This window comes from Citrobacter sp. wls716 (assembly GCF_005280975.1).
In the GTDB taxonomy this organism is placed as follows: domain Bacteria; phylum Pseudomonadota; class Gammaproteobacteria; order Enterobacterales; family Enterobacteriaceae; genus Citrobacter; species Citrobacter youngae.
Genome location: NZ_SZWX01000038.1, coordinates 159,066 through 177,990 on the forward strand (window position 1 = coordinate 159,066; position 18,925 = coordinate 177,990).

Annotated in this window: 22 protein-coding genes; 18 read left to right on the plus strand and 4 right to left on the minus strand. The window is 52.7% G+C overall.

Going from position 1 to position 18,925, the window contains the following annotated elements:
* Positions 1-80 precede the first annotated feature (80 nt).
* From pdxB to hisP, 15 genes are all read left to right on the plus strand, one after another.
* Complete coding sequence (gene pdxB, locus FDX24_RS14300; RefSeq protein WP_137364507.1) at positions 81-1,217, plus strand: 4-phosphoerythronate dehydrogenase PdxB; 1,137 nt, start codon at positions 81-83, stop codon at positions 1,215-1,217.
* A gap of 68 nt (positions 1,218-1,285) precedes the next feature.
* Positions 1,286-2,299: an aspartate-semialdehyde dehydrogenase gene (locus FDX24_RS14305; protein WP_115643128.1), complete on the plus strand. Its 1,014-nt coding sequence runs from the start codon at positions 1,286-1,288 to the stop codon at positions 2,297-2,299.
* Positions 2,299-3,111 (plus strand): tRNA pseudouridine(38-40) synthase TruA, encoded by an 813-nt coding sequence (gene truA / locus FDX24_RS14310; RefSeq protein ID WP_061068229.1) that lies wholly within the window; start codon positions 2,299-2,301, stop codon positions 3,109-3,111. Before FDX24_RS14305 ends, truA begins: the two co-directional genes overlap by 1 nt.
* 24 nt (positions 3,112-3,135) lie before the next feature.
* Positions 3,136-3,795 (plus strand): DedA family protein, encoded by a 660-nt coding sequence (locus tag FDX24_RS14315; RefSeq protein ID WP_003028140.1) that lies wholly within the window; start codon positions 3,136-3,138, stop codon positions 3,793-3,795.
* A gap of 149 nt (positions 3,796-3,944) precedes the next feature.
* Positions 3,945-4,859, plus strand: a complete 915-nt coding sequence (accD, locus tag FDX24_RS14320; protein ID WP_115601722.1) for an acetyl-CoA carboxylase, carboxyltransferase subunit beta — start codon at positions 3,945-3,947, stop codon at positions 4,857-4,859.
* A gap of 69 nt (positions 4,860-4,928) precedes the next feature.
* Positions 4,929-6,197: a bifunctional tetrahydrofolate synthase/dihydrofolate synthase gene (gene folC, locus FDX24_RS14325; protein ID WP_048211055.1), complete on the plus strand. Its 1,269-nt coding sequence runs from the start codon at positions 4,929-4,931 to the stop codon at positions 6,195-6,197.
* On the plus strand, positions 6,187-6,855 hold the full coding sequence (gene dedD, locus FDX24_RS14330) for a cell division protein DedD (RefSeq protein WP_061068227.1): 669 nt from the start codon (positions 6,187-6,189) through the stop codon (positions 6,853-6,855). The genes folC and dedD overlap by 11 nt, the downstream gene beginning before the upstream one ends.
* Before the next feature lie 220 nt (positions 6,856-7,075).
* On the plus strand, positions 7,076-7,564 hold the full coding sequence (gene cvpA / locus FDX24_RS14335; protein ID WP_005129678.1) for a colicin V production protein: 489 nt from the start codon (positions 7,076-7,078) through the stop codon (positions 7,562-7,564).
* A 33-nt stretch (positions 7,565-7,597) separates the two neighbouring features.
* Positions 7,598-9,115 (plus strand): amidophosphoribosyltransferase, encoded by a 1,518-nt coding sequence (gene purF, locus FDX24_RS14340; protein ID WP_005129677.1) that lies wholly within the window; start codon positions 7,598-7,600, stop codon positions 9,113-9,115.
* A 96-nt stretch (positions 9,116-9,211) separates the two neighbouring features.
* On the plus strand, positions 9,212-9,781 hold the full coding sequence (locus FDX24_RS14345) for a UbiX family flavin prenyltransferase (protein WP_115601723.1): 570 nt from the start codon (positions 9,212-9,214) through the stop codon (positions 9,779-9,781).
* 287 nt (positions 9,782-10,068) lie between these two features.
* On the plus strand, positions 10,069-10,851 hold the full coding sequence (argT, locus tag FDX24_RS14350; protein WP_003028123.1) for a lysine/arginine/ornithine ABC transporter substrate-binding protein ArgT: 783 nt from the start codon (positions 10,069-10,071) through the stop codon (positions 10,849-10,851).
* Positions 10,852-11,098: 247 nt separating this feature from the next.
* Entirely contained in the window at positions 11,099-11,881 is a 783-nt protein-coding gene (gene hisJ / locus FDX24_RS14355; RefSeq protein WP_003028120.1) for a histidine ABC transporter substrate-binding protein HisJ, read from the plus strand.
* Positions 11,882-12,067: 186 nt separating this feature from the next.
* Positions 12,068-12,754 (plus strand): histidine ABC transporter permease HisQ, encoded by a 687-nt coding sequence (locus FDX24_RS14365; protein WP_003028118.1) that lies wholly within the window; start codon positions 12,068-12,070, stop codon positions 12,752-12,754.
* Positions 12,751-13,458 carry a histidine ABC transporter permease HisM gene (gene hisM, locus FDX24_RS14370; RefSeq protein WP_003028116.1) on the plus strand — a complete coding sequence of 236 codons (708 nt, stop codon included), beginning with the start codon at positions 12,751-12,753 and terminating at the stop codon, positions 13,456-13,458. The genes FDX24_RS14365 and hisM overlap by 4 nt, the downstream gene beginning before the upstream one ends.
* 13 nt (positions 13,459-13,471) lie before the next feature.
* Positions 13,472-14,245, plus strand: a complete 774-nt coding sequence (gene hisP / locus FDX24_RS14375) for a histidine ABC transporter ATP-binding protein HisP (RefSeq protein WP_061068225.1) — start codon at positions 13,472-13,474, stop codon at positions 14,243-14,245.
* A gap of 33 nt (positions 14,246-14,278) precedes the next feature.
* Here hisP and FDX24_RS14380 read toward each other — a convergent pair whose 3' ends face one another.
* From FDX24_RS14380 to yfcG, 4 genes are all read right to left on the minus strand, one after another.
* On the minus strand, positions 14,279-14,794 hold the full coding sequence (locus FDX24_RS14380) for a GNAT family N-acetyltransferase (protein WP_071887365.1): 516 nt from the start codon (positions 14,792-14,794) through the stop codon (positions 14,279-14,281).
* Between the two features lie 71 nt (positions 14,795-14,865).
* Complete coding sequence (locus FDX24_RS14385) at positions 14,866-15,759, minus strand: TIGR01777 family oxidoreductase (RefSeq protein WP_101742315.1); 894 nt, start codon at positions 15,757-15,759, stop codon at positions 14,866-14,868.
* 31 nt (positions 15,760-15,790) lie between these two features.
* Positions 15,791-16,153: a dihydroneopterin triphosphate 2'-epimerase gene (gene folX / locus FDX24_RS14390; RefSeq protein WP_005129505.1), complete on the minus strand. Its 363-nt coding sequence runs from the start codon at positions 16,151-16,153 to the stop codon at positions 15,791-15,793.
* Positions 16,154-16,207: 54 nt separating this feature from the next.
* Positions 16,208-16,843 (minus strand): GSH-dependent disulfide bond oxidoreductase, encoded by a 636-nt coding sequence (yfcG, locus tag FDX24_RS14395; RefSeq protein WP_048211061.1) that lies wholly within the window; start codon positions 16,841-16,843, stop codon positions 16,208-16,210.
* Positions 16,844-16,977: 134 nt separating this feature from the next.
* Between yfcG and yfcF the strand changes: the two genes are divergently transcribed.
* Genes yfcF through yfcD form a run of 3 tightly spaced genes read left to right on the plus strand, consistent with a single transcriptional unit; the run spans position 16,978 to position 18,840 of the window.
* Complete coding sequence (gene yfcF / locus FDX24_RS14400) at positions 16,978-17,622, plus strand: glutathione transferase (RefSeq protein WP_048211062.1); 645 nt, start codon at positions 16,978-16,980, stop codon at positions 17,620-17,622.
* 55 nt (positions 17,623-17,677) lie between these two features.
* The gene (yfcE, locus tag FDX24_RS14405; RefSeq protein WP_048211063.1) at positions 17,678-18,229 is read left to right on the plus strand and encodes a phosphodiesterase; all 552 of its coding nucleotides are present in this window, start codon (positions 17,678-17,680) and stop codon (positions 18,227-18,229) included.
* 56 nt (positions 18,230-18,285) lie between these two features.
* Complete coding sequence (yfcD, locus tag FDX24_RS14410; protein ID WP_048211064.1) at positions 18,286-18,840, plus strand: NUDIX hydrolase YfcD; 555 nt, start codon at positions 18,286-18,288, stop codon at positions 18,838-18,840.
* Positions 18,841-18,925 lie beyond the last annotated feature (85 nt).

Sequence of the window (18,925 nt, forward strand, 5' to 3'; positions counted from 1 at the left end):
CAGGTCTCGCAGTATGCCTGGCGGCGAGATTATGGCACACTTGCCCGGTTAACTCTCGTTCTCAAACAGGTGCGAAAGACGTGAAAATCCTCGTTGATGAAAATATGCCCTATGCCCGCGAACTGTTCAGTCGTTTGGGGGAGGTCAAAGCGGTTCCCGGTCGTCCGATTCCCGTTGCTGAACTGGATGATGCGGATGCTTTAATGGTGCGCTCGGTGACGAAAGTAAATGAATCACTGCTTAGCGGAAAACCGGTTAAATTTGTCGGTACGGCAACCGCTGGCACAGACCATGTGGATGACGCCTGGCTTGCGCAGGCGGGGATCGGTTTTTCCGCCGCGCCCGGCTGTAACGCGATTGCGGTCGTGGAATATGTTTTTTCAGCATTGTTGATGCTGGCGGAGCGTGATGGCTTCGCTTTACGCGATCGTACCGTGGGTATTGTGGGCGTGGGCAACGTGGGCGGGCGTTTGCAGGCGCGCCTGGAAGCGCTGGGGATCCGTACCTTGCTGTGCGATCCACCGCGTGCCGATCGGGGCGACGAGGGCGATTTCCGCTCACTGGACGAACTGGTAGAGCAAGCTGATGTGCTGACTTTCCATACGCCACTGTTTAAAGACGGACCCTACAAAACGCTGCACATGGCGGATGATGCGCTGATTAGCCGACTGAAGCCGGGCACTATTCTGATCAACGCCTGCCGTGGGCCGGTCATCGACAATACAGCATTGCTGAACCGGTTGAATGCCGGTCAGTCGCTGAGCGTTGTGCTGGATGTCTGGGAAGGAGAGCCGGATCTCAATGTGGCGTTGCTGGAGAAAGCCGATATTGGCACGGCGCACATTGCCGGGTATACCCTCGAAGGAAAAGCGCGTGGCACCACGCAGGTCTTTGAGGCCTATAGTAAGTTTATTGGTCACGAGCAGCACGTTGCGCTCAGTACCCTGTTACCCGCACCGGAATTTGGTCGTATCACCCTGCATGGCCCGTTAGATCAGCCAACGCTGAAAAGGTTGGTTCATTTAGTGTATGATGTGCGCCGCGACGATGCGCCACTGCGCAAAGTCGCTGGAATTCCGGGTGAATTTGATAAACTGCGCAAGAATTATCTTGAGCGCCGTGAATGGTCGTCTTTATATGTGATGTGTGACGACGCAGCCGCTGCTGCCCTGCTGTGTAAGCTGGGTTTTAACGCCGTTCATCATCCGGCACATTAATGTCTTCTTAATGCTCCCTGTCGAATAATGCGACAGGGACGCTTACGTATTTCTTGGAGTAAATCACCATGTCTGAAGGCTGGAATATTGCCATTCTGGGCGCAACGGGCGCCGTAGGCGAAGCCCTGCTCGATACGCTGGCTGAACGCCAGTTCCCGGTCGGTGAAATTTATGCGCTGGCACGCAATGAAAGTGCCGGTGAGCATCTGCGTTTTAACGGTAAATCGGTCATAGTGCAGGATGTCGCTGACTTTGACTGGACCCAGGCTCAGCTGGCATTTTTTGTCGCGGGCGTTGAAGCCACTGCGGCATGGGCTGAAGAAGCAACCAATGCCGGTTGTCTGGTTATTGACAGCAGTGGTCTGTTTGCGCTCGAGCCTGACGTTCCGTTGGTCGTCCCGGACGTTAACCCGTTCGTGCTGGCGGATTACCGTAACCGCAATGTGATTGCGGTGCCAAACAGCCTGACCAGCCAACTGCTTTCCGCGCTGAAACCGCTGATCGATGACGGTGGCCTCTCACGTATTACGGTAACCAACATTATCTCGGCTTCCGCTCACGGTAAAAAAGCCGTAGACGCACTGGCCGGACAAAGCGCGAAATTGCTTAACGGCATCCCGATTGACGAAGATGATTTCTTTGGTCGTCAGCTGGCGTTCAATATGCTGCCGCTGCTGCCCGATCGCGAAGGTAGCGTGCGGGAAGAGCGTCGTATTGTTGATGAAGTGCGCAAGATTATGCAGGATGACGGCCTGTTAATTTCAGCCAGCATCGTGCAGTCACCCGTGTTCTACGGTCATGCGCAGATGGTGAATTTTGAAGCGCTGCGCCCGCTGGCCGCAGAAGAGGCGCGTGATGCCTTTTCTCGTGGTGAAGATATTGTTCTGTCAGAAGAGACCGATTTCCCGACTCAGGTTGGCGACGCGTCAGGTACTCCGCACCTTTCCATTGGCTGCGTGCATAACGATTACGGCATGCCTGAGCAAGTTCAGTTCTGGTCTGTGGCAGACAACGTGCGCTTTGGCGGCGCGTTAATGGCGGTGAAAATTGCGGAAAAACTGGTGCAGGAGTACCTGTACTAATGTCTGACCTGCAACAGCCGTCAACTCATAAAATTGCGCTGGGCATTGAGTACGATGGCAGCAAATATTATGGCTGGCAGCGCCAGAACGAAGTGCGTAGCGTTCAGGAAAAACTGGAAAAAGCGCTCTCTCAGGTGGCGAATGAACGCATTAATGTCTTTTGTGCGGGACGCACGGATGCGGGCGTTCATGGCACAGGGCAGGTTGTTCACTTTGAAACGACGGCACAGCGTAAAGATGCGGCCTGGACACTGGGGGTAAATGCGAATTTACCTGGTGACATCGCTGTACGCTGGGTGAAAGCTGTACCTGATGATTTTCATGCCCGATTTAGCGCTACGGCTCGCCGTTATCGCTACATCATCTACAATCATCGGTTGCGTCCTGCGATTTTAGGTAAAGGGGTAACCCATTACTATGAGCCGCTGGACGCTGAGCGTATGCATCGTGCAGCCCAGTGTCTGATTGGCGAAAATGATTTTACCTCGTTTCGGGCGGTACAGTGCCAGTCGCGCACACCGTGGCGTAACGTGATGCACATTAACGTTGAACGTTTCGGTGCGTATGTGGTGGTGGATATTAAAGCGAATGCCTTTGTACATCATATGGTCAGGAATATTGTCGGCAGCCTGATGGAAGTAGGTGCCCACAACCAGCCGGAGAGCTGGATAGCAGAACTGTTAGCGGCGAAGGACAGAACGCTGGCAGCGGCAACGGCGAAAGCGGAAGGACTGTATCTGGTTGCAGTAGATTACCCGGATCGGTTCGACCTGCCAAAACCGCCTATGGGCCCGCTATTTCTGGCGGACTAATTTGAGTCGTATAAAGGCATAACTATGGACCTGATTTACTTTCTTATTGATTTTATCCTGCACATTGATGTGCACCTGGCGGAGCTGGTCGCGGAATACGGTATCTGGGTATACGCTATTCTGTTTTTGATTCTGTTCTGCGAAACGGGACTGGTGGTGACGCCGTTCCTGCCAGGCGATTCGCTGCTGTTTGTTGCTGGTGCGCTTTCTGCGCTGCCAACGAACGATCTTAATGTTCATCTGATGGTGGCGTTAATGATAGTGGCGGCGATTGTGGGCGATGCGGTGAACTACACCATCGGGCGATTGTTTGGCGAGAAGCTGTTCAGTAACCCAAATTCCAAAATTTTCCGCCGCAGCTATTTGGATAAAACCCATGCGTTCTATGAGCGTCATGGCGGTAAAACCATTATTCTTGCGCGTTTCGTTCCTATCGTACGGACATTTGCGCCGTTTGTTGCCGGGATGGGACACATGTCCTACCGTCATTTTGCGATGTATAACGTCGTAGGCGCGCTGCTGTGGGTATTGTTATTCACCTACGCAGGCTACCTGTTCGGCGATTTGCCGATCGTTCAGGAAAACCTGAAATTACTGATTGTGGCGATTATCGTTCTTTCCGTATTGCCGGGCGTAATTGAAGTGATTCGCCATAAGCGTGCTGCGTCACGGGCTGCAAAATAGAAAGTAACTCAGCGGTTCGACCACTTTTTTATCCAAAGTTTCGGGCTGTTATGTTTTAATGTGCAACATTCATGGTCTGTTAGGGGCAAAAATGGCATTATGCGCCCCTTATAACAAAGCTGACTAGGGTTCAGGCAGAAAGGTCACCAATGAGCTGGATTGAACGAATTAAAAGCAACATTACTCCCACCCGCAAGGCAAGCATTCCTGAAGGGGTGTGGACCAAGTGTGATAGCTGCGGTCAGGTTTTATACCGTGCTGAGCTGGAACGTAATCTTGAGGTCTGTCCGAAGTGTGACCATCATATGCGCATGTCGGCGCGCAATCGCCTGCATAGCCTGTTAGATGAAGGTTCTCTTGTGGAACTGGGTAGCGAGCTTGAGCCGAAAGACGTGCTGAAGTTTCGTGATTCCAAAAAATACAAAGACAGACTGGCTTCTGCGCAGAAAGAAACCGGCGAGAAAGATGCGCTGGTGGTGATGAAAGGCACGCTGCATGGTATGCCGGTCGTTGCTGCAGCATTCGAGTTCGCGTTTATGGGCGGCTCCATGGGCTCTGTGGTCGGCGCGCGTTTTGTCCGTGCCGTCGAACAGGCGCTGGAAGATAACTGTCCGCTGATCTGCTTCTCCGCTTCTGGCGGGGCGCGTATGCAGGAAGCGCTGATGTCTCTGATGCAGATGGCAAAAACCTCTGCAGCGCTGGCGAAAATGCAGGAACGCGGTTTACCGTATATTTCTGTACTGACCGACCCAACAATGGGTGGTGTTTCCGCAAGCTTCGCGATGCTGGGCGATCTCAACATTGCTGAGCCGAAAGCGCTGATCGGCTTTGCAGGTCCGCGTGTTATCGAGCAAACCGTACGTGAGAAACTGCCGCCGGGATTCCAGCGCAGCGAGTTCCTGATTGAAAAAGGCGCTATCGATATGATCGTCCGCCGTCCGGAAATGCGCCTGAAACTGGCAAGCATTCTGGCGAAGCTGATGAATCTTCCTGCGCCGAATCCGGATGAGCCGCGTGAAGGCGAGGTGGTGCCTCCGGTACCCGATCAGGAATCAGAGGCCTGATAGCTGATAAGGGTAGGGCCACTGGCTCTGCCCTTTTGCTTTTCTCTACGTCATAAAATTACAGGCATCATGGACAATAAACGTATTCCTCAAGCCGCGTCGCCCCTGGCGTCGTGGCTTTCTTATCTGGAAAACCTGCACAGTAAAACCATCGATCTTGGCCTTGAACGTGTAAGCCAGGTGGCGCGCAAACTGGGTGTGTTGAAACCCGCGCCATTTGTGTTTACGGTGGCAGGAACCAACGGAAAAGGCACGACATGTCGTACGCTGGAATCGGTGCTGACCGCAGCAGGCTATAAAGTCGGGGTGTACAGTTCGCCGCATTTGGTGCGCTACACGGAGCGCGTGCGCGTGCAGGGGCGTGAACTGCCGGAGTCAGCGCATACCGCATCGTTTGCTGAGATCGAAGACGCGCGTGGCGACATTTCTCTGACCTATTTTGAATACGGTACGTTATCGGCGCTCTGGCTGTTTAAACAGGCGCAGATGGATGTCGTTATTCTGGAAGTGGGGCTGGGCGGGCGCCTTGACGCCACCAATATCGTTGATGCTGATGTGGCGGTGATCACCAGTATTGCGCTTGATCATACCGACTGGCTGGGTCCGGATCGTGAAAGCATTGGTCGTGAGAAAGCGGGCATTTTCCGTGCAGAGAAACCGGCTATCGTCGGCGAACCTGAAATGCCTTACACCATCGCGGATGTCGCGCAAGAGTGCGGGGCAATTTTGCAACGCTGCGGCGTGGACTGGCGCTATGCGGTCACTGAGGACGACTGGTCATTTACGGACGCTCACGGAACGTTGGCGCATCTGCCGTTGCCGCAGGTTCCACAACCTAACGCTGCTACCGCACTGGCCGCGCTGCGTGCAAGCGGGCTGAACGTTAGCGAGCAGGCCATTCGTGACGGCATCGAACACGCGATTTTGCCGGGACGCTTCCAGATTGTGAGCGAGTCGCCGCGAGTGATTTTCGATGTTGCCCATAACCCGCATGCGGCAGAGTATCTGACCGGACGTCTGAAAAAGTTAGTGAAAAGCGGGCGTGTACTTGCGGTTATCGGTATGCTACATGATAAAGACATTGCCGGTACGTTAGCCTGGTTAAAAAGCGTGGTTGACGTCTGGTACTGTGCGCCCCTGGAAGGGCCGCGTGGCGCAACGGCAGAACAACTGCTGGAGCATCTGGGCAAAGGCGACGCCTACGATAGCGTGGCGCAGGCATGGTCTGCGGCACTGGCTGAGGCGAAGCCAGAAGATACCGTGTTGGTGTGTGGATCGTTTCACACTGTCGCACATGTCATGGAAGTAATAGACGTGGGGAGAAGCGGTGGCGAGTAAGTTTCAGAATCGATTAGTCGGCACAATTGTGCTGGTCGCGCTGGGGGTGATTGTGCTCCCTGGGCTGCTTGACGGGCAGAAAAAACATTATCAGGATGAGTTTGCGGCGATCCCTCTGGTGCCGAAACCCGGCGATCGCGATGAACCAGATATGATGCCAGCGGCAACGCAGGCGCTGCCGACCCAGCCGCCGGAAGGGGCGGCAGAAGAGGTGCGTGCGGGAGATGCTGCCGCGCCATCGTTGGATCCTTCACGTTTGACGACGGCAAACAGCGCGGAGTTAGATCCTGTCCCAGCGCCCGTAGAGCAGCCGAAACCCAAACCGAAGCCGCAGCCTGTTGCCGTCGCTCCGACGCCTGCTCCTGCGCCAGCCCCAGCGCCTAAACCGGCTGCTGAGGAACCGCCAGCGCCGACCGGCAAAGCGTACGTTGTACAGCTCGGTGCGCTGAAAAATGCGGATAAGGTCAATGAGATCGTGGGTAAACTTCGTGGCGCGGGCTTCCGGGTATATACTTCCCCGTCAACGCCGGTGCAGGGTAAAATAACCCGCATTCTCGTGGGGCCGGACGCCTCCAAAGATAAGCTGAAAAACTCGCTGGGCGAGCTGCAGAAGATCTCTGGTCTGAGTGGCGTCGTGATGGGGTACACCCCTAATTAAGGGATTGCGCTGTTTACGGCGCAGCTCTGATTCAGGCCGGATACGGTGTTTTTACCGCTATCCGGCAGTGCCCGAAGAGGCATAAAACGGTATGGCGTTGAAGATTTTTTCAGCGCCATTTTTATTTACGCGTGGAAAGGAAATCCCTACGCAAACGTTTTCTTTTTCTGTTAGAATGCGCCCCGAACAGGACGACAGGGCGTAAAATCGTGGGACACATATGGTCTGGATTGATTACGCCATTATCGCGGTGATTGGTTTTTCCTGTCTGGTTAGCCTGATCCGTGGCTTTGTTCGTGAAGCATTATCGTTGGTGACTTGGGGTTGTGCTTTCTTTGTCGCCAGCCATTACTACACTTACCTGTCTGTCTGGTTTACGGGCTTTGAAGACGAACTGGTTCGAAATGGGATTGCTATCGCGATACTGTTCATCGCGACACTTATCGTCGGCGCTATCGTTAACTTTGTGATAGGCCAGCTGGTAGAGAAAACAGGCTTGTCGGGTACCGACAGGGTGTTGGGGATTTGCTTCGGAGCTCTGAGAGGGGCGCTGATCGTCGCCGCCATCTTGTTCTTTCTCGATACATTTACCGGTCTGTCGAAAAGTGAAGACTGGAGTAAGTCGCAGCTGATCCCGCAGTTCAGTTTCATCATCAGATGGTTCTTTGACTATCTGCAAAGCTCGTCAAGTTTCTTGCCCAAAGTATAAACTTTGGGTTGTTGCTGAACGAGGAAAAGACGTATGTGCGGTATTGTCGGTATCGCCGGTGTTATGCCGGTAAACCAGTCGATTTATGACGCGTTAACGGTGCTCCAGCATCGTGGCCAGGATGCCGCTGGCATCATCACCATTGATGCCAACAACTGCTTCCGCTTGCGTAAAGCGAACGGAATGGTGAGCGACATTTTTGAAGCGCGCCACATGCAGCGTTTGCAGGGCAACATGGGCATTGGTCATGTGCGTTACCCAACGGCTGGCAGCTCCAGCGCCTCTGAGGCCCAACCTTTCTACGTCAACTCACCGTATGGCATCACGCTTGCCCACAATGGCAACCTGACCAACGCGCATGAGCTGCGTAAAAAGCTGTTTGAAGAAAAGCGCCGCCACATCAATACCACTTCAGATTCTGAAATTCTGCTGAATATTTTCGCCAGCGAGCTGGATAATTTCCGCCACTATCCGCTGGAAGCCGACAATATTTTTGCTGCTATTGCCGCAACCAACCGCCAGATCCGCGGCGCCTATGCCTGCGTGGCGATGATTATCGGCCATGGTATGGTTGCTTTCCGCGATCCGAACGGCATCCGCCCGCTGGTGCTGGGTAAACGTGATATCGGCGATGGTCGTACCGAATACATGGTGGCCTCCGAGAGCGTAGCGCTGGATACGCTGGGCTTTGAATTCCTGCGCGACGTTGCCCCTGGCGAAGCGGTTTATATCACCGAAAAAGGTCAGTTGTTTACCCGCCAGTGTGCCGATAACCCGGTCAGCAATCCGTGCCTGTTTGAATATGTCTACTTCGCACGTCCTGACTCCTTTATCGACAAGATTTCCGTCTACAGCGCCCGCGTAAACATGGGTACCAAGCTTGGCGAAAAAATTGCTCGTGAATGGGAAGATCTGGACATTGACGTGGTGATCCCGATTCCGGAAACCTCCTGTGATATCGCGCTGGAAATTGCCCGTATTCTCGGTAAGCCGTACCGTCAGGGTTTTGTGAAAAACCGCTACGTGGGCCGTACCTTTATCATGCCAGGCCAGCAGCTGCGCCGTAAATCCGTGCGCCGTAAACTGAACGCCAACCGTGCGGAATTCCGTGATAAAAACGTGTTGCTGGTGGATGACTCCATCGTGCGCGGTACGACCTCAGAACAGATTATCGAGATGGCTCGTGAGGCAGGAGCGAAGAAGGTGTATCTGGCCTCTGCTGCCCCGGAAATTCGCTTCCCGAACGTTTATGGTATCGATATGCCTACGGCGACGGAGCTGATTGCTCATGGTCGCGAAGTGGACGAGATTCGCCAGATAATTGGCGCAGATGGTCTTATCTTCCAGGATCTGAACGATCTGATTGAAGCCGTCCGTGCTGAGAACCCGGATATTCAGCAGTTTGAATGTTCCGTGTTTAACGGCGTGTACGTCACCAAAGACGTCGACCAGCAATATCTCGATTTCCTCGACTCCCTGCGTAATGACGACGCCAAAGCGATTTTGCGTCAGAACGAAGCGGAAAACCTTGAGATGCACAACGAAGGTTAATGTTTGCTCGCAAGCAAGGGCGCAACCTGCACCCTTGCTTGCAACTCACCGTAATTTCCTGCAAAGTCGGCCCTGAGCAAGTAAGGGCGATTACACATGAAACGACTCATCATTGGTATTTCTGGCGCAAGCGGGGCAATTTACGGCGTGCGCCTGCTGCAGGTTTTGCGTGACGTTACCGATGTGGAAACCCATCTGGTGATGAGTGCCGCTGCCCGGCAGACGCTGGCACTGGAAACGGACCTCACCGTGCGTGACGTACAGGCGCTGGCGAATGTGACTCACGATACGCGCGATATCGCCGCCAGTATCTCTTCCGGCTCTTTTCAGACCGCCGGAATGGTTATCCTGCCGTGTTCCATTAAAACGCTTTCCGGCATCGTCCACAGCTATACCGATGGGCTGCTGACCCGTGCGGCAGATGTGGTGTTGAAAGAACGCCGCCCGCTGGTGCTGTGCGTGCGCGAAACGCCGCTGCATTTGGGGCATCTGCGCCTCATGACCCAGGCGGCAGAAATTGGCGCAGTAATTATGCCGCCTGTCCCGGCGTTCTATCATCGCCCGCAAACGCTCGATGATGTGATTAATCAAACGGTTAACCGCGTACTTGACCAGTTCGATATTTCCCTTCCACAGGATCTGTTCACCCGCTGGCAAGGGGCGTGAGCCGTTCCATTAGCGTGCAAAGAAGCGTCCGTTGCCCTGTTTCAGGGCAATTTTGTAACCGCGATCATATCCTCAACATTTAATTCGCTAAAACTCAACGAAACGCTGCGGTTCAACCGTCAGACCTGCTATCTTCAAAATCAGGACATTATTGCAACGTTTTATTAACATATTTAACGTCGAATATCCTCATCGACGCGAAAATGGCATAAGACCTGCATGAAAAAGTCTGCAAACACACAACACAACGTAAAACATAATAAAATTACGCCACTTGAGGGTTATGTATGAAGAAGACGGTTCTTGCTTTGTCTTTGCTGGTAGGACTTTCCGCCACCGCGGCCAGCTACGCAGCACTTCCGCAGACGGTTCGTATTGGTACAGATACAACATACGCACCTTTTTCCTCTAAAGATGCCAAAGGCGACTTTGTCGGCTTTGATATCGATCTGGGAAATGAGATGTGTAAGCGCATGCAGATCAAATGTACCTGGGTTGCCAGCGACTTTGATGCGCTGATCCCGTCGCTGAAAGCGAAAAAAATTGACGCCATTATCTCCTCGCTTTCTATCACCGAGAAGCGTCAGCAAGAGATTGCGTTCTCAGACAAACTTTACGCAGCAGACTCACGTCTGATCGCCGCGAAAGGTTCCCCAATTAAACCGACTCTGGATTCCCTCAAGGGTAAACACGTTGGCGTGCTGCAAGGCTCTACTCAGGAAGCCTATGCCAATGACAACTGGCGTAGCAAAGGCGTGGATGTGGTGGCCTATGCGAACCAGGATCTCATTTATTCTGACCTGACGGCGGGTCGTCTCGACGCGGCGTTGCAGGATGAAGTCGCGGCCAGCGAAGGCTTCCTGAAGCAGCCTGCCGGTAAAGACTACGACTTTGCAGGTCCTTCGGTAAAAGATAAAAAATACTTTGGCGACGGAACCGGGATTGGTTTGCGCAAAGATGACACCGAGCTGAAAGCCGCTTTTGATAAAGCGCTGGGTGAACTGCGCAAAGACGGCACTTACGACAAAATGGCGAGTAAGTATTTTAACTTCAATGTCTACGGCGATTAATACGCCGCAGCGGGGAATTGACTGCACCATTGCGGGTAACCATTACGGTGCATAATACATTCAGTGCACTTTTTTGGTGCTTTTGTCGTTGGCTTAATAAGCATGAGTGCATACTTAAGCGCTTTTCATGCAAATAAATACCGCCGACAGGGTAGAATGCTTTGCCTTGTCGGCCTGATTAATGGCACGATAACTGCACCTGGTCCTGTAAAGATCCCCTATAAAAGACAGTCTGTTGAGGATAGTTATGAAAAAACTGGTGTTGTCTCTTTCTCTGGTTCTGGCTTTCTCCAGTGCTACCGCAGCATTTGCCGCCATTCCGCAAAAAATTCGTATCGGTACCGATCCTACTTATGCGCCGTTCGAATCGAAAAATGCGCAGGGTGAATTAGTCGGTTTTGATATCGATCTGGCTAAAGAGCTGTGCAAACGTATCAATACGCAATGTACCTTCGTGGAAAACCCGCTGGACGCGCTGATCCCTTCGCTAAAAGCGAAAAAAATCGATGCGATCATGTCCTCGCTTTCCATTACTGAAAAACGTCAGCAGGAAATTGCCTTTACCGACAAGCTTTATGCAGCCGACTCGCGTCTGGTTGTCGCTAAAGATTCTGCTATTCAGCCGACTATTGAGTCGCTGAAAGGTAAACGTGTCGGCGTGCTGCAGGGCACGACTCAGGAAACGTTCGGTAACGAGCACTGGGCGCCAAAAGGCATTGAAATTGTCTCCTATCAGGGACAAGACAATATCTATTCTGACCTGACTGCCGGGCGTATTGACGCCGCATTCCAGGATGAAGTCGCGGCCAGCGAAGGCTTCCTGAAACAGCCGGTCGGTAAAGATTACAAATTCGGCGGCCCGTCTGTGAAAGACGAAAAGTTATTCGGCGTGGGTACCGGTATGGGGCTGCGCAAAGACGATAACGAGCTGCGCGAAGCGCTGAACAAAGCCTTTGCTGAAATGCGCGCTGACGGGACTTACGAGAAGCTGGCGAAAAAGTATTTCGATTTTGATGTTTACGGCGGTTAATCACCGCAGGTGCTGATAAAGCCCGTAGATTTTTGACGCGTTGAATTTATGCCTGATGGCGCTGCGCTTATCAGGCCTACGGTGATTTTGTAGGCCGGATAAGGCAAAGCCGCCATCCGGCATTTAACGGTTAGTCTGAAATCAAAAGAGGCTTACTACTCCACCACACACGACAGGACAGGCAGCATGTTGTATGGCTTTTCAGGTGTTATTTTACAGGGCGCAATTGTTACGCTTGAGCTGGCACTCAGCTCGGTGGTACTGGCGGTTCTGATAGGTCTTGTCGGCGCGGCAGCTAAGCTGTCGCAAAGCCGGGCAATGGGGCTTATTTTCGAAGGGTACACAACGCTTATCCGCGGGGTTCCCGATCTCGTCTTAATGCTGCTCATCTTCTACGGGTTACAAATTGCGCTGAATACCATTACCGATGCCATCGGTATCGGCCAGATTGATATCGATCCGATGGTCGCGGGTATAATTACGCTTGGGTTTATCTACGGCGCCTATTTTACCGAAACGTTCCGTGGTGCGTTCATGGCTGTGCCAAAAGGTCATATTGAGGCCGCGACGGCATTCGGTTTTACCAGCTCACAAATATTTCGCCGCATTATGTTCCCGGCGATGATGCGCTATGCCTTACCGGGAATAGGCAACAACTGGCAGGTCATTCTTAAGGCCACGGCGCTGGTGTCACTGCTTGGACTTGAAGACGTAGTGAAAGCCACTCAGCTTGCCGGGAAGAGTACCTGGGAGCCGTTCTATTTTGCCGTGGTGTGCGGGGTCATCTATCTGGTGTTTACCACCGTGTCTAATGGTGTGCTGCTGTACCTTGAGCGCCGCTACTCCGTGGGTGTGAAGAGGGCTGACCTGTGATTGAGATTATTCAGGAATACTGGAAGTCCCTGCTGTGGACTGACGGATATCGCTACACTGGCGTTGCTATCACTCTCTGGCTGCTGATTTCGTCGGTGGTGATGGGCGGGATACTGGCGCTGTTTTTGGCGATTGGTCGCGTTTCCAGTAATAAATTTATCCAGTTTCCCATCTGGCTGTTCACCTATATTTTTCGTGGCACGCCGCTGTACGTTCAACTTCTGGTGTTCTATTCCGGGATGTATACGCTGGAGATCGTCAAAGGAACGGACTTCCTTAACGCATTTTTCCGCAGTGGGCTGAATTGTACCGTGCTGGCATTGACGCTGAATACCTGTGCCTACACGACGGAGATTTTCGCCGGGGCTATTCGTTCCGTACCCCATGGTGAGATTGAAGCCGCGCGCGCATACGGTTTCTCGTCATTCAAACTGTATCGCTGCATTATTTTGCCTTCCGCGCTGCGTATTGCGCTGCCGGCTTACAGCAATGAAGTCATTTTAATGCTGCACTCCACAGCGCTGGCATTTACCGCCACGGTGCCTGATTTGTTGAAGATCGCCCGCGATATCAACTCGGCAACGTATCAGCCGTTTACCGCCTTCGGTATTGCCGCCGTACTGTATTTGATTATTTCGTATGTCCTGATTAGCCTGTTCCGTAAAGCGGAAAAACGCTGGTTGCAGCATGTATCCTCTAAATGATTCGAGTAACACGATGTCTGAAAATAAATTAAACGTTATCGATTTACATAAGCACTACGGCGAACATGAAGTGCTGAAAGGGGTATCGCTGCAGGCCAATGCGGGTGATGTTATCAGTATTATTGGTTCGTCAGGTTCGGGTAAAAGTACCTTCCTGCGCTGCATTAACTTTCTGGAAAAGCCGAGTGCCGGAACGATTGTGGTTAGCGGTCAGAATATTGGCCTGGTGCGCGACAAAGACGGTCAGTTGAAGGTTGCAGATAAAAATCAGCTGCGTCTGCTACGCACGCGACTGACGATGGTCTTTCAGCACTTCAACCTGTGGAGCCACATGACGGTGCTGGAAAACGTGATGGAAGCGCCGATTCAGGTGCTGGGGCTGAGCAAGCAGGAAGCCCGCGAACGTGCGGTGAAGTATCTGGCCAAAGTCGGTATTGATGAGCGCGCGCAGGGCAAATATCCGGTACATCTGTCCGGTGGTCAGCAGCAGCGCGTCTCTATTGCGCGTGCGTTGGCGATGGAACCGGAAGTGTTGCTGTTTGATGAACCCACATCGGCGCTTGACCCAGAGCTTGTGGGCGAGGTGTTGCGTATTATGCAACAGCTGGCCGAAGAGGGGAAAACCATGGTGGTCGTGACCCACGAAATGGGATTCGCTCGACATGTCTCCACGCACGTGATTTTCCTGCATCAGGGGAAAATTGAGGAAGAGGGCGACCCGGAGCAGGTATTCGGTAATCCGCAAAGCCCGCGTTTGCAGCAGTTTCTCAAGGGCTCGCTGAAATAAGTAAGTTGCCCGGAGGCGTTACGCTTTCCGGGCCTACCGCTTTAACGCGCTGTACTCCAGACGATAAACCCAGTCGTCATACGCTATGCCGTTCACTTCATAGGCTTTTTCAAGCACCTGAGTGCGTATAAATCCTGTTTTTTCCAGAATGCGTATCGACCCGGTATTTCCGGCTAATACATAGGCATTTATCGCCGTTACGCCAGCCTGTTGAAAGGCATAATCGCACACGGCACGTACGGCTTCGCTGGCAATCCCTTTTCCCTGCGCCCGCGGCGTGATGGCATAGCCAATATCAGCTTCCTGAGGATAAAGATGACTTATCTGTAAGCCAATATCGCCCAGTTGCGCCGTGTTGTTGTGCTCCCGGATAACAAAGGTATGTCGAGCGGAAAGGCGTCTGGCGAAGAGCAGGCGAGTATCTTTGGTTGGGGCGATATCACCCATGAAACGCATGACGTCCGGATTTTCTCGTAGCCGCTGGAAAAAAGGCCAGTCAGCGAGTTGGTATAAAGAGAGAGTAAGTCGGGGTGTTGATATTATCGCCATAACGTCGCCATTGTGGTATTTGGTTTTTTAACCATACCACCACAATGGCAACAGTGAAGGGATATCAGACATTATCGGATGACATCGGCCAGCGCTTCTTCCAAATCGTACCAACGAAACGCAAAACCTGCCCCTTCCAGTCGCTTGGGCAACGCGCGCTGCCCCCCGAGGACCAGCACCGAGGATTCGCCCATCAGCAGCCGCATAGCGGCTGCCGGAACGCGCAAGATCGCCGGGCGGTTTAGGGCATGACCCAGCGCATGGGCGAACTGTTCATTGCGAACCGGGTATGGCGAAACCATATTGAAGGGACCGCGCAGATCGTTATCCAGCAGCCAGATAATCCCGTTGACCATATCGTCAATATGGATCCAGGCCAGGTATTGACGCCCATTGCCGATAGGACCGCCAAGCCCCAGACGAAACGGTGGAACCATCTTTGCGAGGATCCCGCCTGTAGAGGCCAATACAACGCCAGTACGCAGCAAACATACGCGGGTTTTGTCGCTTTGCGCAGCGCTGGCGATTTGTTCCCAGCGGGCGCACAACTTATGGGTGAATTCATTATGTGGCGGTTCTTCTTCCGTCACAACGACTTCACCCAGATCGCCGTAGTATCCCGTAGCGGAACCGGAGATGAGTACGGCAGGCGGCGTGTTGCTGACTTTGATTAAATCGACCAGTTTCTGCGTAACCCCCCAGCGGCTCTGGCACAAACGCTCTTTTTGCTCAGCGCTCCAGCGTTTGTCGGCGATAGGCTCTCCGGCAAGATTGATGACAGCATCAACGCCATCGAGGTTTTGCTGCTCTTCCAGCCCTTTCCATAGCGTGACCCGGGAGTCCAGAATCTGACGAGCCTTATCAGGAGTACGTGTCACTACGGTAATCTGATGCCCCAGTTCCAGCAGGCGGGGGATCAAATGACGTCCAATCAGGCCAGTACCGCCGGTAATCAGAATCTGCATCAGAATCTGCATGTCGCCTCCCGGGTTACGTTTAGCGCTGCCAGCTCAATGTCATGGAAACGGAGTCGGCGTAACGCAATGCGTGAAGTTTATCGATCTCCACTTCAGCATAAGTGACCCAGTGATGTTCGCGTGCGATATCGAGCACATCTTGCGTTAATTTTTCCAACAATGAGAAGCGGTTACTCTCAACGTGCGAAATGATGCTCTTGGTGATGGTGCGATAATTCAGCGCATCGTTGATATCTTCACTGGTCCGGGCTTTGTCTGCTGGATAGTGGATGGCAATATTGATGACGATATCCTGTCGGTTCAGAATCTCTTCTTCTTTAATGCCGATAAAAGTGCGCAGACGAAGGTTTTTTATACGAATAATTGCGTCAGGTTGTGACATTGCAGGTTTCCTCCATGTATGAACCTTTTCATGATACACGAGAACCGAATCGCGTTAACTTTTCTCGCTCTGCGCTTGCTGCATCGCCCGTTCTGTTGCAGGACGAGTACGGATACGTTCGTACCAGTTATTGACCGCCGGATAGTTGTCGAGGTCGATACGCTGGCGCTGGTGGAGATTAATCCACGGCCAGCAGGCAATATCGGCAATGCTGTAATGATCGCCACCCAGCCAGGGTGATATTTCCAGGCGTTTATTCATGACGTTGTACAGTCGCTGGGTTTCCACCTGATACCGTTCAATGGCGTAGGGGATAGTCTGCGGTGCGAAGTGGCTGAAGTGATGGTTTTGTCCCAGCATTGGCCCAAGTCCGCTAACCTGCCAGAAGAGCCACTGCAGCGTGGTGTGGCGCTCGCGTAATTCGCCGCTGAGTAGCTTACCGCTCTTTTCCGCCAGGTAGAGTAAAATCTCGCCAGACTCAAACAGGCTAATGGGTTTTCCGCCATCCTCCGGGGCGCAGTCGATGATGGCCGGAATTTTATTATTCGGTGAAATCAGCAAAAAGTCAGGGCGGAACTGGCTGCCTCTGCTGATATCTACATGAATCAGACGGTATTTTAACTGCGCCTCTTCGAGAAACAGTGTGATTTTGTGCCCGTTTGGCGATGGAGTGTAGTAAAGGTCGATCATTTTCAGCGTCCGTTTTGTCATGAACCGGGTCACTACAAGTATAGAAGCTGCCGACGTGTGTGAGTTTTCATCAAGTGACAGCGAGAGAAAGACTCTATATTTTGAAAGAAAGCCAATACACTTCAGAGGACATTATGAGCAAACCTGCAATTACGCTGTGGTCAGATGCCAACTTTTTCTCCCCTTATGTACTGTCTGTTTATGTCGCTCTGCAAGAGAAAGGGCTGCCTTTTACGCTGAAAACTGTCAACCTCAATAGTGGCGAACACTTGCAACCTTCATGGCAAGGGTATGCGCTGACGCGGCGCGTACCGGTTCTTGACATTGACGGTTTTGAACTGAGTGAATCCTCGGCGATTGCCGAGTTCCTGGAAGAGCGTTTCGCTCCACCACAATGGGAGCGCATTTATCCGCACGATCTACAAAAACGGGCTCGCGCCCGCCAGGTTCAGGCCTGGCTCCGTAGCGATCTGATGCCTATCCGGGAAGAGCGTTCGACGGATGTGGTTTTTGCTGGCGTGAAGAAAGGTCCGTTGACGGAAGCAGGAAGGGCCAGTGCGGAAAAATTGTTTGCCACGGCGGGCAGTTTACTGGCGCACGGTAAGCAGAATTTGTTTGGTGAATGGTGTATCGCAGACAGCGATTTAGCGCTAATGCTTAATCGACTGGTTCTGAATGGCGATGATGTACCAGAACAGCTCGCAGAGTATGCCACCTTCCAGTGGCAACGCGCTTCGGTACAACGTTTTATCGCGCTTTCAGCGAAGCGTTCCTGCTGAAAGTAGGGACGTAATCCAGTATCATTGAAAGGTATTTTTCAACGAGGGGTGAGTGATGAAACTGATGTTCGCATCGGACATTCATGGTTCGTTGCCGGCTACGGAATGCGTACTTGAACGGTTTGCCCAAAGCGGTGCGCAATGGCTGGTGATACTGGGCGATGTATTGAACCATGGGCCGCGTAATGCGCTGCCAGAGGGCTACGCGCCAGCGCAGGTCGCCGAGCGTTTGAATGAGCAGGCGTCGCGGATAATTGCGGTACGTGGTAATTGCGACAGCGAAGTGGATCAGATGCTTCTGCATTTTCCAATAACCGCGCCGTGGCAGCAAATTCTGACTGACAGCCAGCGACTCTTTCTGACGCACGGACATCTTTTTGGTCCGGATAACTTACCACCGCTCAACGCCGGCGATGTGCTGGTTTATGGACATACGCATCTGCCGGTGGCAGAGCGACGTGGGGATATCTACCAGTTTAACCCGGGTTCGGTAAGCATCCCGAAAGGGGGATTTACGGCAAGCTACGGGATTCTGGATGATAATGTTCTCAGCGTGATGGCACTCAATGATCAAAGTATTATTGCGCAGGTCGAGATTAATCCGTAAGTTACCCCACAAACGTAAACGCGCCGTAAGAGCGCTAGAAAAAAGAAGGTTTCCTGATGGTGGAACAGCGTCGTTTGGCAAGTACTGAATGGGTGGATATTGTGAATGAAGACAATGAAGTCATCGCACAATCCAGCCGGGAACAAATGCGGGCACAATGCTTGCGCCACCGTGCAACGTATATCGTTGTACACGATGGTATGGGTAAAATTCTGGTTCAGCGTCGCACTGAGACAAAGGACTTCATGCCCGGTATGCTGGATGCTACCGCGGGGGGGGTTGTTCAGGCTGATGAGCAGCTTCTGGACTCCGCGCGTCGTGAAGCTGAAGAAGAATTGGGCATTGCCGGTGTCCCGTTTGCCGAGCACGGTCAGTTTTATTTTGAAGACCAGAACTGTCGCGTCTGGGGCGGGCTGTTTAGCTGCGTTTCTCACGGACCGTTTGCGCTGCAGGAAGAAGAAATTAGTGAAGTGTGCTGGCTGACGCCGGAAGAAATTACCGCGCGCTGTGATGAATTTACACCGGACTCACTGAAGGCACTGGCGCTGTGGATGACACGCAATGCCAAGAATGAAAGTGCGAAAGCCGAAAAACACGAAGAAGCTGAGTAAATTCAGCACCGCCGATCCTGGATGACGGGATCGGGAGTCGTTGTAGGCCGGATAAGCCGCTGATGCGCATTATCCGGCCTTGTTG

Excerpts from the sequence above, each read along its gene's own strand:
- yfcE (WP_048211063.1), top strand. The coding sequence starts at position 17,678 with ATGAAACTGATGTTCGCATCGGACATTCATGGTTCGTTGCCGGCTACG.
- accD (WP_115601722.1), top strand. The coding sequence starts at position 3,945 with ATGAGCTGGATTGAACGAATTAAAAGCAACATTACTCCCACCCGCAAG.
- folX (WP_005129505.1), bottom strand. The coding sequence starts at position 16,153 with ATGTCACAACCTGACGCAATTATTCGTATAAAAAACCTTCGTCTGCGC.
- folC (WP_048211055.1), top strand. The coding sequence starts at position 4,929 with ATGGACAATAAACGTATTCCTCAAGCCGCGTCGCCCCTGGCGTCGTGG.
- FDX24_RS14385 (WP_101742315.1), bottom strand. The coding sequence starts at position 15,759 with ATGCAGATTCTGATTACCGGCGGTACTGGCCTGATTGGACGTCATTTG.
- yfcF (WP_048211062.1), top strand. The coding sequence starts at position 16,978 with ATGAGCAAACCTGCAATTACGCTGTGGTCAGATGCCAACTTTTTCTCC.
- yfcD (WP_048211064.1), top strand. The coding sequence starts at position 18,286 with ATGGTGGAACAGCGTCGTTTGGCAAGTACTGAATGGGTGGATATTGTG.
- FDX24_RS14305 (WP_115643128.1), top strand. The coding sequence starts at position 1,286 with ATGTCTGAAGGCTGGAATATTGCCATTCTGGGCGCAACGGGCGCCGTA.
- FDX24_RS14365 (WP_003028118.1), top strand. The coding sequence starts at position 12,068 with ATGTTGTATGGCTTTTCAGGTGTTATTTTACAGGGCGCAATTGTTACG.
- yfcG (WP_048211061.1), bottom strand. The coding sequence starts at position 16,843 with ATGATCGACCTTTACTACACTCCATCGCCAAACGGGCACAAAATCACA.
- cvpA (WP_005129678.1), top strand. The coding sequence starts at position 7,076 with ATGGTCTGGATTGATTACGCCATTATCGCGGTGATTGGTTTTTCCTGT.
- argT (WP_003028123.1), top strand. The coding sequence starts at position 10,069 with ATGAAGAAGACGGTTCTTGCTTTGTCTTTGCTGGTAGGACTTTCCGCC.
- purF (WP_005129677.1), top strand. The coding sequence starts at position 7,598 with ATGTGCGGTATTGTCGGTATCGCCGGTGTTATGCCGGTAAACCAGTCG.
- hisP (WP_061068225.1), top strand. The coding sequence starts at position 13,472 with ATGTCTGAAAATAAATTAAACGTTATCGATTTACATAAGCACTACGGC.
- FDX24_RS14380 (WP_071887365.1), bottom strand. The coding sequence starts at position 14,794 with ATGGCGATAATATCAACACCCCGACTTACTCTCTCTTTATACCAACTC.
- truA (WP_061068229.1), top strand. The coding sequence starts at position 2,299 with ATGTCTGACCTGCAACAGCCGTCAACTCATAAAATTGCGCTGGGCATT.
- FDX24_RS14345 (WP_115601723.1), top strand. The coding sequence starts at position 9,212 with ATGAAACGACTCATCATTGGTATTTCTGGCGCAAGCGGGGCAATTTAC.
- FDX24_RS14315 (WP_003028140.1), top strand. The coding sequence starts at position 3,136 with ATGGACCTGATTTACTTTCTTATTGATTTTATCCTGCACATTGATGTG.
- hisJ (WP_003028120.1), top strand. The coding sequence starts at position 11,099 with ATGAAAAAACTGGTGTTGTCTCTTTCTCTGGTTCTGGCTTTCTCCAGT.